Genomic DNA, 15778 nt, shown 5'->3' on the forward strand with positions numbered 1-15778 from the left:
AGCGCCTCCTCGGGGGTCAGCCCCTCGGCGGCGCCGCCGAGCAGGCGGCCGCCTTCGGTGCGGCGGTCCACGCTGGACTGAAGCGCGCGGCGGACGTTGTTGTCCGCGACCGGCAGGTCGGAGGAGCCGGCGGGGCGGACTCCGGAGTCCACCAGCGAGCGCCCGCGGTAGAGCCAGCCTTCGCGGTCCGGCCCCATCAGCGCGGCGAACTGGTCGCCGAGCGGGCCGATGAAGGAGGCCTGCGGGGTCACGCAGATCCCGGCGGCGGCGACGGCGGCGACCTGGTCCGGGCGGGCGATGCCGAAGTGCTCGATCCGGTTGGGCAGCGCGTTGTGGCCGTAGCGGTCCTGGCAGGAGGTGATGATCTCGATGGCCAGGTCGATCGCGGCGTCGCCGATGGCGTGCAGGGCGATCGGCCAGCCGGCCCGGTAGGCGGCGTCGATCCGTTCGCGGTAGGCCTCGGGGGTGTCGAGCAGGTACCCGGTGTTGTGCTGGTGTCCGCAGTAGTCCTCGGTGACCGCGGCCGTGGCGCCGAGCAGCGAGCCGTCCATGAAGACCTTGATCGGGCCGAGCGAGACCCATTCGTCCCCGAAGCCGGCGACGGCGCCGAGGTCCAGGCCACGCCCGGAGCCGGTGCCGTGCATGTCGCAGGCGTTGGCTTCCAGCGGCCGGAGGGCGTCCAGTGCCGGCATGAGCTGGGCGCGGGCGTGCAGCTTCCCGGCGCGCTTGGCGGCGAGGTAGGCCTGCACTTCGACGGGGCTGTGCCCGATCCAGCCGCCGCCGATGCCGGCCTCGGTGAAACTGGTGATGCCCTCGGCGGCGTAGCGGGTGGTCGCGGCGTCCAAGGCGTCGACGATCCGCTCCACCGGGTACGGCAGCAGCAGGTTCTGGATCAGCGCCTGCGCTGACTCCTCCACCAGCCCGGTGGGGTTGCCGGCGGCATCGCGCACCACCGCGCCGCCGACCGGGTTCTCGAAGCCGGGCTCGAGGGCTCCGGCCAGGCGCAGGGTCGCCGTGTTGGTGATCGACGAGTGGCCCGAGGTGTGCCGGAGGTAGAGCGGCCGGTCCCCGGTGATGGCGTCCAGCCGGCGGATGTCGGGGAAGGCGCCGCCGTGGTGCTTGTGGTTGAATCCGGTGCCGTTCACCCAGATGTCCGGGGCGCCCCCGGGGAGAGCGTCCAGCCGGCGCACCTCGGCCTCAAGCAGTCCGTAGAGCTCCTCCAGCCCGCGGGCCTTGCTCAGGTCCACCGCGTCCAGGCCGAGTCCCCACCAGGTGGTGTGGCAGTGCGCGTCGATGAAGCCGGGCACCACAGTGGCGCCGTCCAGCCGGATGTTCCGGGCGGCGGTGCAGCCGTCGAGCTCCTCGTCGAAGCCGACGATCCGCCCGTGCAGCACGCCGACGCTGTGGGCACGGTGCCGCTCGGGGTCGAGCGTGATGATGTCCGCGTCGCGGAGGATCAAATCCAGCTTCATCGGGCAGCCCCGTCCGCAGTGCCGGCGGCTGCGAGGGCAGCCGGCGCCCCGTCGTCGTTATTTACCGCTGTTGACCCCTGCAGAGCCTCGTTGGCGGTCCCCGGCGGCATGGTTTCCGGGTCGGTGAGCAGGTGCAGCAGGGCCGGGCGGCCGCTGGCCAGGGCCCGCTCCAGCGCGGGGGCGAAGTCCGCGGTGGCCTCGACCCGCTCGCCATGCCCGCCGAACGTGCGCATCCAGCCGGCGAAGTCCGGATTGGCCATCGCGGTCCCGGACGGCCGGCCCGGGTAGTGCTTCTGCTGGTGCTGCACGATGGTGCCGTAGATGCCGTTGTCCACCACGATGACCAGCGGCGCGGCACCGTGCGCGGCGGCAACGGCCAGCTCCTGCGCGTTCATCAGGAAGTCGCCGTCGCCGCACACCGCCACCACCTGCCGGTCCGGATGCACCAGCGCGGCGGCCACCGCGGCCGGAACCGAGAGCCCCATGGCGCCGTTGCGCGGGCCGACCAGCGTGCCCGGGCCGGTGTGGCTCAGGTAGCGGTGGCCCCAGATGGTCGCGTTGCCGGCGCCGTAGGTGGCGATCCGGTCCGCCGGCAGCGTCCGCTCCAGCACGCCGAAGGCCTCGCCCAGGTCCACGCCGCGCGCGGTCGAATCCGGCCCGTAGTCGGGACGCGCGGTGGCGTAACGGCGCTGGTCGGCCGCGAGCGCCTGCAGCCATTCCGGGCCACGGCTGCCGCGGGCCGTTGCGCTCTCCGGCAGGGCGGCCGTGAACTCGGCCGGCCCGGCGAGGATGTGCTGGTCGATCCGGCCGGCATGCGTGGCGGCGTCCGGATCGGGAAGTACGACGGCGGTCTCCGCCTTAAGTCCGCGGGTGTACCCGTCGCTGAGCACATCCGAGCGGCCGCAGCCCACAAAGACCAGCAGGTCCGCCTCGTCGAGCCGGGCGGCGAGGGTATCCGCACGGCCGTAGCCGAGCCAGCCGGCCCAGGCGCCGGAGCTGTGCGGGACGGCGTCGTAGGCGCGCCAGTCCGCTGCGGCCGGGACGTTCGCTTCCTCGGCCCAGGCGGCCAGCGTGTTTGCCGCTTCCGGCGTCCAGCCGTCGCCGCCGACCACCAGGAGCGGCCGCTCAGCGGCTGCCAGCCGGCCGGCGAGCTCCTCCATCGACGCCGGGGAAGGCACCGCTGCCGGCAACGCCCGCGGCGCCACCGGCCCGGCGTCCGTGATCCGAACCAGCACGTCCTCGGGCAGCCCGATGACCACCGGACCGGGCCGGCCCGCGGAGGCCAGCCGCATCGCTTCCGCAACCATCTCGGCCGCGCGGTGTTCGTCGTCGAGGACCATCACCCGCTTGGCCGTGGTGGAGAACCAGCCGCTCAGGCTGAACTCCTGGAACGAGTCGCGCTCCCGGTCGGCCACCGGGATCAGCCCCACGAAAAGCACCAGCGGCGTCGCGTCCTGCCAGGCGGTGTGGACGGCAATCATCGCGTTTGCCGCCCCCGGCCCCCGGGTGACCATGGCGATGCCCGGCTGGCCGGTGAGCCGCGCTTCGGCGAGTGCCATGAAGCCGGCCCCGCCCTCGTGCCGGCAGACCACGGTCTCGATCGGAGAGTCGTAAAGCCCGTCAAGCACGTCGAGGAAGCTCTCCCCGGGGACGGCGTAGACGCGGCGGACGCCGTGCTGCTCAAGCTGGCTGACAATCAGGTGGCCGGCGGTGCGGGACATGTGATGCTGTTTCCTTCGGTTGGATGCTGAACGGCGGCGCCGCCTGCATCGATTGGCCTTTAGTGGCTGGATTGGAGCCGGATTGGAGGCCCAGTCCAGCCACTACGGGCCAACGGATGCGGCAGGCGCATGGACTGCGATGCGGCAGTCGGGAGGACGGCGGCGCCTCGTGCTTGAAGCGCCAGGTGCTAGTGCTTGAAGCCGGGCAGGTTCACGCTCATCCGCGGGGCGAGAACGCCGGCCACAGCGGTGAACAGGCTCAGGAACACCAGCATCACGGCCGCCGGCCACCAGTGGTTGCCTGCCGAGGCGACGAAGCCGGTGGCCAGCAGCGGGACGAAACCGCTGAGCATGCCGGCCACGTTCTGCGCGAAGCCCACGCCGGTGTAGCGGGTGCGGGCCGGGAACAGGCCGGTGAGGACCGTGCCGGAGGCCGCGTACGGGAAGGACAGCGTCGCCACCGCGAGGACCATGCCGGTGATGACCAGGGCGTCGTTGCCGCTCTCGATCAAGAGGAAGGACGGCACGGCGGCGATGGCGGAGGCAATGCCGCCGTAGATGATCACCTTGCTCGCCCCGAAACGCTCGGCCAGCCGGCCGCCGGCAATGAGGACGGGGATTTCGACCGCGGCAGCAATCATGCCGCCGGCCAGCATCAGCGACGAGTCGTAGTTGAGGATCCTGGCGCCGTAGTAGACCACGAACGCGGTCACCAGGTAGAAGCCGCCGACACCCAGCAGGGCCGCAGCCATACCCACGATGATGTGCTTCCAGCTCTCCCGCAGCACGGTCCTGATCGGCGCCTTCTCGGTCTCGCCGGCTTCCATCAGCTCGGCGAACACGGGGGACTCGTCAAGCCGCGAACGGATGTACAGGGCGAGGAGCAGCATCGGGAACGCGGCCAGGAAGGGGATGCGCCAGCCGAAGGAGTTGAAGCTCTCCTGCGAGAAGAACAGCGTCATCAGGAAGAAGCCGCCGGAAGACAGGATGGTGCCGATCGGCGACCCGATCTGCGGCAGCGCGGCGTAGCGCGCCCGGCGCTCCAGCGGGGCGTTCTCCACCACGATCGTCATGGCGCCGGACCATTCGCCGCCCACGAAGAGGCCCTGGGCGATGCGCAGCAGCACCAGCAGGATGGGCGCGGCGATGCCGATCGCGGCGTAGGTGGGCAGCAGGCCGATGAAGCCGGTGATGATGCCGATGCCGACGATCGTGACCATCAGGGTCTTGCGGCGTCCGATCTTGTCGCCCATCGCGCCGAAGATCATGCCGCCGATCGGACGGGCCACCAGGCCCACGCCGAACGTCGCGAAGGAGGCCATGGCCGCCGCGGTGGCGTTTTCGTTGGTGAAGTACTGGACGTTGAAGACCAGCGCGGCGGCTGCGCTGAAGAGGAAGAAGTCGTACCACTCCATCGCGGTGCCGACAAGGGCGCCGATGGCTACCTTCGTGGCCTCCTTGTCCGTGATCTTCCGGGTGGCCCCGGCCTCGAGATTGAGGGACTGCGTCATGCTGCCTCCGCACGTTGGTTTCATGCGCCGCCGCTGAACGGGTCGCCGGCGTATGGGAATTTGATGCACACCAGCATGGCAGAGTGCCGCTCGTCACACCCGCACGGATCGTCGCGGGTTTGGAGGACTAAAATGTGCTAAAGCACAAAAACGGAGGGTAATGACGTGGCGGCAACGTCCCGGAAACAGGAAATTAACGACGACGACGTCCTCGCCGCCCGTTGGAACGCGCTGCTCGACCTGCTCTCCGTGGACGCGCTGACGGATACCTTCCTCGACCGGGTGCTCCAGCTGGAGGACTACCGGGAGGGGAGGCTGCCGACCAGCGAGATCCGCCGGACCGGGGCCGCCTCCTTCGACGCGCTGATCGAGAGCCTCCGGCCCGGCACCGACACCGCGCAGCTGACGGCCGAGCGGCAGAACATCGCCCTGGACGTGGGAGTCTCCCGGGCCCGGGCCGGCATCCCGGTCGAATCGCTGATGACTGCCATCCGGCTGGACTTCACCGTGCTGTGGGGCCAGCTGATGGCCCTGGCCGCACCCGAGGACGCGCCGCTGCTGGTGCGCCGCGCCGAGACCGTGTGGGAGGTGGTGGACTCGTACGCGGCCCAGACCCAGGCCGTCTACATCGCCGAGCGCCAGCGGATGGCGCAGGAGGCGTCCTCGGTTCGCCAAGGCCTGGTGGCCTCGATCTTTGGCCCGGCGGCGCCGCCGCCGGCCTTGGTCGAACGCATCTCGGATGAACTCGGACTGGACCCGGCCGCCCCCTTGGGCGTCGCCGTCGCCACCGCGGAGGAGGCGGCAGCCCTGCGCCTGGTCATCGCCCAAGCCGACCGCCGCGGCGCCGAAATCTTCACCCACCCGCTGGCCGACGCGCTGATTGCCTTCTGGCCACCGGATGAACGGCCCGGCTCGGCCCTGCACGATGCGGCAGACCGGATCCGGCGGCTGCGCTGCGGGCTCGTGGAATACGCCGACGGGGTTGCTGCGCTCTGGGACGCGGCGCGCATCGCCCGCGACCTCGCCCAGCTCGTGGAACCGGCCGACGGCGGCGCCCTCACCCTCGCGAACGGGTGGCCCCGCATCGCCCGGCTCAGGCTCACCTCCGCCCGCCTCCCGCTGGCCGCCGATGTCGAGGCGGCCCTCGCCGCCTGCGGCCCCAGCGAGCGTGAACGGCTGACTGAGGCGGTGCAAAGCTACCTGTCCACCGGCAGCATCGCCGAGTCAGCCGCCCGGCTGTTCTGCCACCGCAACACCCTGATGAACCGCCTGCGCCGCTTCACCGAACTCACCGGCACCGACCCGACAATCCCCGCCCAGGCCGCCCGCCTCGTGGTCGCCTGGCTGTAAGCCACCGCGCGCTCGTCCTTGGTCCGGTCGGCCCTTCCTGCCCCGGCCGAGCGGACGTCACCGGTTCGGATTGACCAGGATCTTCACGTGCTCCTCGTTGTTGTTGATGAGCTGCTCGAAGCCCTCCGAAATGAGGTCGTCCAGCGGGATCTTGGCCGTGATGAACGGCGCAAGGTCAAGCTTCCCCTCCTGGACCAGCTTGATGGTGCTGGGGTGATCATTGGCGTAGCCGATGGTGCCGCGCAGGTCGATCTCCTTCAGCACGAGGGACGGCATGTCCACTTCGGGCTTGTGGCCCCAGATCGAGACGTTGACGATGACGCCGCCGGGCCGGACCGCGTCCATCAGCATGTCCAGGACCACCGGCACTGAACTGCATTCAAAGCCGACGTCGGCCCCCTTGCCACCCGTGAGCTCGCGGACCTTTTCCGCCACGTCGCCCTCCCGCGGATCGAACACCTGGTCTGCCGCGCCGGTGTCCCGGGCCATCTTCTTCCGCGCCTCGCTGAGCTCCGAGATATAGACCGTCAGCCCGGAGGCTTTGAGCACGGCGGCGGTGAGCAGTCCGATCGGACCGGCCCCGCCGACAATGGCGGTATCGCCGGCCTTCGCCCCGCTGCGCACAAAGGCATGGTGCCCCACGGACAGCGGCTCGATCAGTGCCGCCTGATCCAGCGGAATGTCGCCGATCGGATGGACCCAGCGCCGCTCGACCACGATCTTCTCGGACAGCCCGCCGCCGCGGCCGCCCAGGCCAATGAAGTTCATGTCCTTGGACAGCTGGTACGCGTGTCCGGGGCCGGTTTCGACGTCGTCACGGATGATGTAGGGCTCGACGACGACGTTCTGGCCCACTTCAAGGTCCGTCACACCGTCGCCCAGGGCGGTGATCGTGCCGGAAAACTCATGCCCCATGGTCACCGGCGCCTCCTCGCCCGAAATGGGGTGCGGTGAACCCTTGGGCGGAATGAAAATCGGCCCCTCGAGGTACTCGTGCAGGTCGGTGCCGCAGATGCCGCACCAGGCTACATCGATGGCAACCGTTCCGGGCTTGAGCTCGGGCTCGGGAATATCCTCGATCCGAATATCCTTCCGCGCATGATAGCGAGCGGCCTTCATGGGAACCTCCTTCGGGTAGCGTCCAATGGGCAGCCTACTTACCTTCGGCGGCTTTTTGAATGGCTAGCCCAAGGCGGCGCTACGGTGAAGCCCCGGACTCCCCGCCGACCAGCTCCTTGCGCACGAGCACGCGCCGCGCGCCCCTCCGCTCGACCTGCTCGAACCCGGCCGCCAAAAACGTACTGAGGGTTCCGTAGTAGAGCTCCTGCGGCGGCAGGCGATCACCAGCGGTATCCACCGGATAACCTTCGACGGCGGCGGCTCCGTTCTGCGCGGCGTAGTCCAGTGCCGCTTCCAGCAGTTTCAGCGGCAGTCCCTGTCCCCTGCCCCGGCGGTCGTTGTAGAAGCAGGCCACCGTCCACAACCTGTCCGGGTTTTCTCCAGCAGCCAGCCGTGCAACCTTGGAGCGCTCCAGCCGGACGTGGCAGCGCCGCGGCGCGACGGAGACCCAGCCCAGGGGTTCGCCGTCCACCTTGGCCACCAGGCCGAACGGCTCCCCGGCGTCCACGCGCGACCGGACGAATTCCTTGCGGGTCTCCCGGTCCCCCGCGGCGTATTCCTTGGACGTCAGCCGGAACCAGGAGCACCAGCAGCCTCCCTGCACCCCGCCGGGACCCAACAGCTCCTCGAAAACCGGCCACGCCGCCGTCGTAATTTCCACCATCTCCACTGAAGGCTTCGGGCCCATGCACCCAGCTTGCCAGCCGCGGCGCCGCTTGCGAAGGCTTCCGTGACCCGGAGCGCACCCTGCCGCCGGGTGCGGAGACCGAGGCGCCTCAGGCCTGGCGGTGCGTGGCGGCGAGCGCTCCTTTGACGACGCCGGCGAGGGTCCCCGTCTGTTCAAGAGTCCGGCGCTGGAATTCCGCGCCGGTTCCCCGGTGCATCACCTGCTTGAGCAGCGCTTCGACCTGCGGCCCGTCTCCGTTGTCGGCCAACGCCGGCGCCAGATGTGCCATGAGCGCATCCAGCACCTCGCCCGCCGGCCGCGGAACTCCGGAGAGCGGATGCAGCAGGTCGCCGCCGATCCCCGACCTGCTCGCCCGCCAGTTCGCCAGCCGCAGGACCGCCGTGGGGACGTCGGCCGGGGGCACTGCCGCGCGCCACTGCCTGGCCGCGGTCTCCACCAGGGCTCGGCTCAAGGCTGCGATCAGGACGGCGTCGTCAGGGTAGAGGCACACGTCGGCTACCCGGATCTCCACGGTCGGGTAGCTGCGGGACAGCCGGGCATCCAGGTAGAGCATGGCCTCGTCAAGCGGCACCTCGGTGTCCAGCAGGGCCTGCAGACGCCGACGGTAGGCGCCGAGGGAGCCGTAGATCCCGGCCGGACCGGCCATCGGCCACCTGCCCAGGGACTGGATGCGGTAGCTGGCATAGCCGGTGTCGCGGCCCTGCCAGAAAGGGGAATTCGCGCTGAGGGCGCTGAGCACGGGGAGCCAGCTGCGGATCCGGTCCAGCACGGCCACGCCCTCGTCGCCGGATTCCACACCCACATGGACATGGCAAGCACAGGTCAGCTGCTCCCGCGCGGTGAGGCCGAACCTCTCCTCCATGGCGCCGACGCGTGGCACCGCGGACAGATGCGGGACAAACGGGAGGACCGGCGTCGCCAACGCAGCTGCCCGCGCCCCCGCTCCCACAGCGAGCGCATCGGCCAGGGCACGGCCGGCGACGATGTCCTCCGCCAGTTCACCCAGGTCCGAGTGCACCGGCGTGATGACCTCAAGCTGTTCCCTCTGCAGCTCGGACACCAGCCTGATTCCCGCAGGGTCCCGCTGCCCGGCCAGGCCGCCCAGCACCTCGTCCACGCAGGCTTTGATGCTTCCGCTGTCCGCATCGACCAGCAGGAGTTCTTCCTCGACTCCGAAGGTGCGCACCGGCTCAGCGTAGAACAAAGAACGGGGCCGCACGAGGCCCAGCCGTGACATTTGCCGCCCTTCCCCGCCCCCGGAATACGTGGGAGCATGCAGACATGAACGAAGAAGAGCGTCCTGAAACGGTGTCCGCTGTCGAGCACCGCGCCCAGGAAGCCGGTCCCAGCACCGGCAGCTATGCGCACCAGGACCTGGTGGCGATGATGCGGCGCCGTCGGGAGGCCGAGGAGAAGCTGCGCCTGCGCCAGCAGGCAGCAGCCAAGCCGGCGCACGGGAATGGGCAGCACTAGCGCGGGCTCCACCACTCCGCCGCAACCGGACCAGCGCCACCCCCGACGCCCATCGACGCAGCTGCCGCCTTACTCATCGGAAGCGTCGTCGGCCAGCTTGCGCCGCTCGTGCTGCCGCCTGCTGTAGGTGGCTTCGCGGATCGATTCGTTGCTGTCGAAGCTTGACCCCAAGGCGCCGGCGAACGTCCCCAGGGAACTGGCCAGCCAAGCCAGCCGGGCGTAGTCGGCAGGGCCCACGGGATGCCTCAGCTGGGATTCCAGATACTGCCCGGAAATGATCGCCAACGAACCAAGGAAGAGGACCACGAACAGCAGCGCATACATGGCCGCAACGCTCAGCAGCACGGTGATCACGGTGGCCGCATTGTCCAGTCCCGAACGCCCGGAGAGGCCAAGGCGTTCACTCCGATCCCACAGCCCGTTGTGCCCGATGAGCCATATCGTCATGGCGCAGATCGACAGGAGGCTGATTCCGGCCAGCCGCAGCGGGATGGAAGCAGCGGCCATATTCCAGATCGACGTGTAGAAGATACCGAAGGCGCCGGTGCCAATGGCCGCCGCGGTCGCGCTCGACAGCGATGGAAGCAAACGGCCGGGCCGGTTGCTGCGCACCATTCCCAGCATCAGCCGGATCTTCGCGCGGACTCCGGCGGAATAGGAGTGCCGGACAACCTTCCCCGGCTGCCTTGGACCATCAGGAGAATAACCGTCGGCCATCTGCCGCACTGCCCTCAGGACTGCCTGCAGCGTGCGGGCGGTAACCCGCAGGCTCCCCAGCGCCGGCAGGGACACCAAGGCCGCTCCCTCACCCACGTCCACATCGCTGATAAGCGGCTGGTCTCCAGTAAAGCGCGGCAGGTCGGTGAGGTAGACCAGGAGATCCCAGCCGTGCTCCCGCTTCAGGCCGGCGGCATACTTCAACAGCTGGATATCGCCCGCCGCATTGATCGGAAGTGTCCCGCGGATTACCGAAACCTGCCACCCGACGTCGGACCCGCCGGTGCCGGACAACGCATCCTGCAACCGCAAGACCAGCTTGTGGGCCACCGCATCCGGGAGGCCCGGGTCCGCCATCAAGCCGAGGACAATCCTGCGGCGGCCTCCCTCCCCTTCCCCTGGCACGGTGAGGACCTCCTACTGCCGACTTCGGACCTGCACCGAACGGGAAACCGCCCAACAAGCCGTAACTACCCTTACTGTATCGAGCCAGCGGCCACGCCACGGTTGTCGCTCCGAAACACCCACGCACCGCCTGGCTTGATCCTGCTACGCGCCGAACGCCATCCGCAGGCCCAGGGCAAACATCACGACGGCGATCAGGCCATCGAGGATCCGCCAGGCCACAGGCTTGGCGAAAACCGGCCGCAGCAGCCGGGCGCCGAAACCCAGCGCGCTGAACCAGACGATGCTGCCGAGCATCGCGCCACCGCCGAACCACCAGCGCGCCTCCCCGGCCTGGCTGTTGGCCACCGAGCCCAGCAGCAGCACGGTGTCCAGGTACACATGCGGATTCAGCCAGGTCAGCGCCAGCACCGTCGCCACCGCTGCCTTGCGGCTCAACGAACCCTGCTGTTCCGAGGCCGTCAGCGCGCCCGGCCGGATCGCCCGCTTCGCGGCGAGGATGCCGTAGGCCAACAGGAACGCCGCCCCTGCAAAACGGATAATAACGACGACGGCGGGGGCCGCTTCGATCAGCGTGCCGATCCCGAGGATGCCCGCGGCGATCAGCAACGCGTCGGACAGCGCGCAGATCAGGACCACCGCCGGCACGTGCTCGCCCCGGATGCCCTGCCGCAGCACAAAAGCGTTCTGGGCACCGATGGCAACGATGAGGGCGAGTCCGGTGCCGAAGCCGAGCAAGGCCGCCTGGAGGATGTCCGCTGGAATCACCCACCCGACGCTACTATGTCCCTCGATCCGGAACCGCCCCGCTCCCGGCGGTGACCCGACCGGAGTGGGACTCGCCCGCGGTGAACAGCCCGACGGTCTCGGCGGATATCGGCCAAGCCATTCCCAAGCGACCAGCCGGCCAGTAGGTTGGGTGATTGATTCCCCTCCCGCCACTCCGGAAGGACCTCCCATGGCCGATCCCAGCCCGATCGACATCCAGAAGGCGCTCGGCGGCGTCGACTATCCGGCCTCCGCGGCCGACCTGGTGAAGAAAGCGGAGGACTCGGGCGCCGACAGCGGCGTCCTGGACGCACTCCGCAGCCTGCCTGACCGCCAGTACGAAAACCCGGCGGAAGTCAACAAGGCCATCTCCGGCAACTGACCCCGGCATCGACACCCGCTCAGGGTGGCAATGGGCCACCCCCGGCCGCCAGCCGGAAATGCCCCGGCCTGCCGGCGCACGGTAAATTGGTAGGGATCTGCTTTCCCCACCAAAGGACTCCGATGTCGCCCCGCGCCCTGTTCCGCTCCGTCGCTTTCGCCGAAGCAGTCACCTGGACGCTGCTGCTGATCGCCCTGTTCCTGAAGTACGGCCTGCAAACGGCCCCGCTCGCCACGACGATCGCGGGCGGACTGCATGGCTTTGTCTTCCTGTGCTACGTGGCGAGCACGTGCTTCACGTGGGTGAACCAGAAATGGACTACCGGAACCGGCCTGCTTGCGGTGGCCTCCGCCGTCGTTCCCTACGCCACCATCCCCGTGGAGAAATCACTGGACCGCAGGGGCCTGCTCGACGGCGGGTGGCGGCTGGCCGACGGCGGCGACGAACCGCGCGGACTGCTGGAGAAACTCCAGGCGTGGGTCCTGCGCAAGCCCGCCACCGCCGTCGTTGTTGCCCTGGTGGCAGTGGCTGCGGTCTTCAGCTTCCTGCTGTTCCTCGGCCCGCCTGATGCCTGGTTCGCCTAATCGCGGCTGACGCGCAGCCGATCCAGCCAAAAGGACCAGCCGCCCGACCGAACGCTGCCCGCTAGGCCGCCAGGGCCACGTCGGCGGCACCGCTCGCCGCCACCGCCGCGCCGGACGGCTGGACCACGCGCAGGTCGCATTCCGTCCCGTCCGCACCCGCGGCCCCGGGAAGCATTCCCGCCTCCGCCCAGCCGGACAGCTGCTCCAGCGCCTCCGGCGTCGCCGAGGCCCGCGCTAAATCCAGAACGAGTGCCGGCCCGGCAGTGAGAGCATTGGCACGCCGGGCCACGCTGTAGAGCGCCTGGATATTCCTGGTGTCCACATGGCCCTTGACCTCGATGCGGGCGGTGTTGCACTCGACATCCACGCCCACAACGACCTTGAGTTTGTCGCTCTCCATGACTAGGCAGCTGCCGCCTCTCGCACGCGGACCAGGGTGGCCGCCTTGCGGGCATTGCGCTTGGCCTCCATTTCGGCCTCCGCCTTCAGGACCTCCTCGAAGGACTCGCGGAACCGGTCGCGGTCTCCTGCGGGCACCAGCTGAAGGTACACCGGGTGGGCAAAGATGCGCTTGCGGACCTCGTGGCAGAAGGGCAGAACGGACAGGCGGCGCCGGTGGGCGTCCGCCAAGGCGTTGCGGATCAGCCGGTCGTCCAGCCCGGTGCCGCGGAAGTCCTGCCCCACTGCGGTGTGGAGAAGCCACATCTGGTCGCCCTCAATGCGGTAGTGCAATGAACCTGCCACCGCTCCGTCAACGTAGGCATCGTACTGGGACGCACCGAAGTTGTCTCGAATGACCTGCATGCTCTCTCCTCTGTTTTCGCCCCGGGGCACGGCGCCCACCGAATGTTCCGGCGAGCCCGAAGCTCCGGGTCGGCCTCCCGTTCCTTCGGGTCCGGGCTGCCATCGGATCTTGCTTACAAGGTAAGCAAAGCATGCTTAGTATCGATCGCGCAAAACGTTCAATCGAAATCCGGCGAAATATGCGTCAATTGCGCATGGCCTCCAAGCGGTCCAGCAGCTGGTCCAGCGCCTCTTCGAACTCCTGCTCGGACCGGTCCTCGGAGAGCAGCTCCTGGACGCGCTGCAGCACCGGATAGTCGCTCAGGTCAGTGGGCCGCGGCGGACGCGGTTCGGCCTCCTCCACCGGGCCGACATCCGCCCCCATGGAGGAAACCTCAAGCAGCAGATGGCCCAACAGGAAACTGCTGAAGGCCCGGTAGGCGTCCACCGCGGCCCGGTCGCTGAAGCCCGACGAAGTCAGCGCGCCAAGGAAGGACTCCACCCAACGCAGGCTCCGCAACGGCGGCCGGACCCAGGGAGCCTCGGTCGGGCGCGTTGCGACCAGCGGAAAAACCTGCGGGCGCCGCAGTGCCAGCCGCCGCAACCCGTGCGCCAGGCGCAGCAGGTAGTCCTGCCAACCGTGATCCGGTTCCACTTCAACTTCCGGATCCCGATAGAGCTCATCGACGACGGTTTCCACAATGCCGTCCAGCAGGCTTTCCCGGGACGGCACGTAGCGGTAGAGCGACATCGCCTCGACACCGAGCTCTCCGCCGAGCCGCCGCATCGTGAGCTGGCGGACACCGAACTCCTCCACGAAATCCACGCCCGCTTCCAGAATCCGCTGGCGGTCGAGTCTCGGCTTGTCGGCACCGGCTTTCGGGGCCTCTCCCCGGTTCGCTGCACCTGATTCGGACACGGTCAGCCCCCTCCCTGCGGCTTTTTCCAGCGTACGCGTCCGCAGCAGTGCAAGTCCCGACAGCTGGGAACATCCGGACAATTTTTGTGTTCGCCGAGCGAAAATCACGCCATCGGGGTTGGCCTTGGGCGAACCTTACACCGTAAGCTCTTTGTCATGGACAACGAGTTGAAACAGGTGTGGGCCGCCTCCGCCGCGGTCGAGACCCTGCAAGTCGAAATCGACCAAGCGCAGGCCAATCTGGATGACGCCATTGACGAAGCCAAGAAAGCCGGCGCACGGCCGGAGGCCATCGAAACAGCAGCCAACCTGACGCCGGAGGAACTCAACGAGCGCGTCCCGGTCCAGCCAACAGAAATGGCCTGACCAGGCCTGAACACCCTGGCTGCGCCCCACGCAGTCATTTGACGACGGCCGATGGTTGCCGTCAGCGGGGAGGCCGCGCCCCAAGCGGAGTCTCCCGTTTGAAGGCCGCCGGCGGTTACCGGCAGCCTTGCGAAGCGTCAGACGACAAGAGGAACCGCGTGCACCTCGTCGGCGCGGTGGCCGGCACGCTCATGTATACGCTGGACAGCTTCGGCCGATGGCGCCTCCGAGAGGTAGCGCACTTCCCTGGACCGCGGCATCGGCTAGGCAGTTTTTCAGCCAAGTCGCAGGCGCTCACCCGTCTGCCAATCAAGGGATTTGCCCGTCTCGTTGGGATCCCTCTCTAATCGTGCTCCGCCCGACGAGGTCGTGACAATGGCGTCAGCGCGTGGAACTAACGACGGCGGCATGCGCCTCCGCGGACAGGTTCCGGCTCGTGCCTGCTAGGTCAAAGATCCGGCGGCAACCGTCAAGCTCCACTGTCAGGGCCGCCCCTGCTGCTCGGCCATCAAGCAGTGGCCACAGAACCGCGAAGCGGCTCGGAGCCGCATCGCATTCCCCTGCAGGCTCAGCTGCCTTTGCAGCTTCCAGCACCAACGTTTTGTTGCCACCGGTCAATGTCGCCGCACCGGCAAAAGTGCCCGAAACCCACTTCACCACCTTGAATGGACCGCTTTCCCCTGCCGCCGCACCTTCGCTTCCTGACCCCTCCTCCGCGACGGCGTCATAGCTACAGGCCCGAATTTCAGCTGCCTCATCCGCTTCCGGGAGCGCCCCTCCCGAAGCTTCAGCATTCAGGCCAGGGACGGCGCCTTCACCGGTTCCCGGTGCGAACGGAGCATCCGGCGCAGGCAGCAGCAAGGTCGATCCCTCTACCGGAAGCTTCCAGCGTGACGGACAGTCCGCTTCCAGTGCGGCTCTCGGCTCAAGCAGGCCTAACCTGTGCACGGCGGAATCGGTGACCGCGAGTCCGGCCAGTGCCTCGTGCACGCCGGGCTTCGTCTTCAAGCAGGCGTCCCGCGGCCACGCTGCCCGGATGGCCCGGCCTTGGCCGTCCAGCAGCCACAGCTCCGGCACAAGCTCAAGGTCCGCGGTGCACAGCTGGTTCTTCCCGGCCTCATCGCTTGATTGCGAAAGCGCAGTAATCAGGCTGTCGAAATCCCCAGTCAGCCGGTCCTCGCGCACCGCCGACCAGCGGCCCTCGGCGTCTTCGACGGTCTCCAAGGAAGCACTGCAGCGGACTGCCGCAACCGGAGCGAACCCGGCCGGCACGCTCCCGGCCTCCGGACCGGGCAGCGGTGTGGGCTCGGCCCCCTCCATCAGGACGGCAGGTGAAAGCCGGCAGTCGTGTGCGGCGACCACCTCCGCTGGAGGCGGCCTGAACTCGCCCGTGCCGCCAGCCGTACCGCACGCTGCCAAGCCTGCGGCCATGGCCGGCATGAGAAACAGGCTACGCCACGCCGATCCCCCAAACGCCATGTCCCGCCCCCGTCCCCCGTTCCTGAGTTCAGTGTAGCGAG

18 protein-coding genes are annotated in these 15778 nt (G+C 68.8%); 5 read left to right on the forward strand and 13 right to left on the reverse strand.

Features of this window, described 5'->3' with window-relative positions; all coding sequences use genetic code 11:
• The 3 genes from D477_RS18040 to D477_RS18050 form a co-directional block, all read right to left on the reverse strand.
• Positions 1-1472, reverse strand: a 1472-nt coding sequence (locus tag D477_RS18040; RefSeq protein ID WP_005273078.1) for an amidohydrolase, incomplete at its 3' end; no start/stop codon positions are given.
• Positions 1469-3193 carry a thiamine pyrophosphate-dependent enzyme gene (locus tag D477_RS18045; RefSeq protein WP_005273080.1) on the reverse strand — a complete coding sequence of 575 codons (1725 nt, stop codon included), beginning with the start codon at positions 3191-3193 and terminating at the stop codon, positions 1469-1471. The genes D477_RS18045 and D477_RS18040, both read right to left, overlap by 4 nt.
• A 188-nt stretch (positions 3194-3381) precedes the next feature.
• Positions 3382-4704, reverse strand: coding sequence for an MFS transporter (locus D477_RS18050; protein WP_005273083.1), 1323 nt, complete (start codon positions 4702-4704; stop codon positions 3382-3384).
• A gap of 165 nt (positions 4705-4869) precedes the next feature.
• Between D477_RS18050 and D477_RS18055 the strand changes: the two genes are divergently transcribed.
• Positions 4870-6054: a helix-turn-helix domain-containing protein gene (locus D477_RS18055; protein ID WP_005273086.1), complete on the forward strand. Its 1185-nt coding sequence runs from the start codon at positions 4870-4872 to the stop codon at positions 6052-6054.
• Positions 6055-6111: 57 nt separating this feature from the next.
• Here the strand turns inward: D477_RS18055 and D477_RS18060 are convergent, their stop codons facing one another.
• From D477_RS18060 to D477_RS18070, 3 genes are all read right to left on the reverse strand, one after another.
• Positions 6112-7173 carry a 2,3-butanediol dehydrogenase gene (locus D477_RS18060; RefSeq protein ID WP_005273088.1) on the reverse strand — a complete coding sequence of 354 codons (1062 nt, stop codon included), beginning with the start codon at positions 7171-7173 and terminating at the stop codon, positions 6112-6114.
• 79 nt (positions 7174-7252) lie between these two features.
• On the reverse strand, positions 7253-7861 hold the full coding sequence (locus D477_RS18065) for a GNAT family N-acetyltransferase (protein ID WP_005273090.1): 609 nt from the start codon (positions 7859-7861) through the stop codon (positions 7253-7255).
• Between the two features lie 88 nt (positions 7862-7949).
• The gene (locus D477_RS18070) at positions 7950-9047 is read right to left on the reverse strand and encodes a glutamate--cysteine ligase (RefSeq protein ID WP_043847620.1); all 1098 of its coding nucleotides are present in this window, start codon (positions 9045-9047) and stop codon (positions 7950-7952) included.
• A 95-nt stretch (positions 9048-9142) separates the two neighbouring features.
• Here D477_RS18070 and D477_RS18075 point away from each other — a divergent pair, with 95 nt between their 5' ends.
• On the forward strand, positions 9143-9334 hold the full coding sequence (locus D477_RS18075; RefSeq protein ID WP_005273095.1) for a hypothetical protein: 192 nt from the start codon (positions 9143-9145) through the stop codon (positions 9332-9334).
• A 69-nt stretch (positions 9335-9403) separates the two neighbouring features.
• Here the strand turns inward: D477_RS18075 and D477_RS18080 are convergent, their stop codons facing one another.
• Both D477_RS18080 and D477_RS18085 read right to left on the reverse strand, forming a co-directional pair.
• On the reverse strand, positions 9404-10456 hold the full coding sequence (locus tag D477_RS18080; RefSeq protein WP_150110189.1) for a hypothetical protein: 1053 nt from the start codon (positions 10454-10456) through the stop codon (positions 9404-9406).
• Between the two features lie 144 nt (positions 10457-10600).
• A complete protein-coding gene (locus D477_RS18085; protein ID WP_005273101.1) occupies positions 10601-11224 on the reverse strand; it encodes a LysE/ArgO family amino acid transporter in 624 nt (207 codons plus the stop codon).
• 190 nt (positions 11225-11414) lie between these two features.
• On the opposite strand from D477_RS18085, the gene D477_RS18090 reads away from it, so the two are divergent.
• Positions 11415-11606: a DUF2795 domain-containing protein gene (locus D477_RS18090; RefSeq protein WP_005273103.1), complete on the forward strand. Its 192-nt coding sequence runs from the start codon at positions 11415-11417 to the stop codon at positions 11604-11606.
• Positions 11607-11728: 122 nt separating this feature from the next.
• The gene (locus D477_RS18095) at positions 11729-12190 is read left to right on the forward strand and encodes a DUF3817 domain-containing protein (protein WP_005273106.1); all 462 of its coding nucleotides are present in this window, start codon (positions 11729-11731) and stop codon (positions 12188-12190) included.
• 61 nt (positions 12191-12251) lie between these two features.
• On the opposite strand, the gene D477_RS18100 is transcribed toward D477_RS18095, so the two are convergent.
• From D477_RS18100 to D477_RS18110, 3 genes are all read right to left on the reverse strand, one after another.
• Entirely contained in the window at positions 12252-12590 is a 339-nt protein-coding gene (locus tag D477_RS18100; protein WP_005273109.1) for a hypothetical protein, read from the reverse strand.
• Positions 12591-12592: 2 nt separating this feature from the next.
• Positions 12593-12994: a GNAT family N-acetyltransferase gene (locus tag D477_RS18105; protein WP_005273112.1), complete on the reverse strand. Its 402-nt coding sequence runs from the start codon at positions 12992-12994 to the stop codon at positions 12593-12595.
• A gap of 184 nt (positions 12995-13178) precedes the next feature.
• Positions 13179-13892, reverse strand: a complete 714-nt coding sequence (locus D477_RS18110; protein WP_005273116.1) for a TetR/AcrR family transcriptional regulator C-terminal domain-containing protein — start codon at positions 13890-13892, stop codon at positions 13179-13181.
• 156 nt (positions 13893-14048) lie between these two features.
• Between D477_RS18110 and D477_RS18115 the strand changes: the two genes are divergently transcribed.
• Positions 14049-14258: a hypothetical protein gene (locus D477_RS18115; RefSeq protein WP_005273120.1), complete on the forward strand. Its 210-nt coding sequence runs from the start codon at positions 14049-14051 to the stop codon at positions 14256-14258.
• A 137-nt stretch (positions 14259-14395) separates the two neighbouring features.
• Here D477_RS18115 and D477_RS23910 read toward each other — a convergent pair whose 3' ends face one another.
• Together D477_RS23910 and D477_RS18120 are read right to left on the reverse strand one after the other, a co-directional pair.
• Positions 14396-14518: a nickel-binding protein gene (locus tag D477_RS23910; RefSeq protein WP_424580029.1), complete on the reverse strand. Its 123-nt coding sequence runs from the start codon at positions 14516-14518 to the stop codon at positions 14396-14398.
• 121 nt (positions 14519-14639) lie between these two features.
• The gene (locus tag D477_RS18120) at positions 14640-15698 is read right to left on the reverse strand and encodes a hypothetical protein (RefSeq protein WP_005273122.1); all 1059 of its coding nucleotides are present in this window, start codon (positions 15696-15698) and stop codon (positions 14640-14642) included.
• Positions 15699-15778: the final 80 nt, after the last annotated feature.

The sequence above is a fragment of the Arthrobacter crystallopoietes BAB-32 genome, assembly GCF_000328305.2.
Classification (GTDB): domain Bacteria; phylum Actinomycetota; class Actinomycetes; order Actinomycetales; family Micrococcaceae; genus Crystallibacter; species Crystallibacter crystallopoietes_A.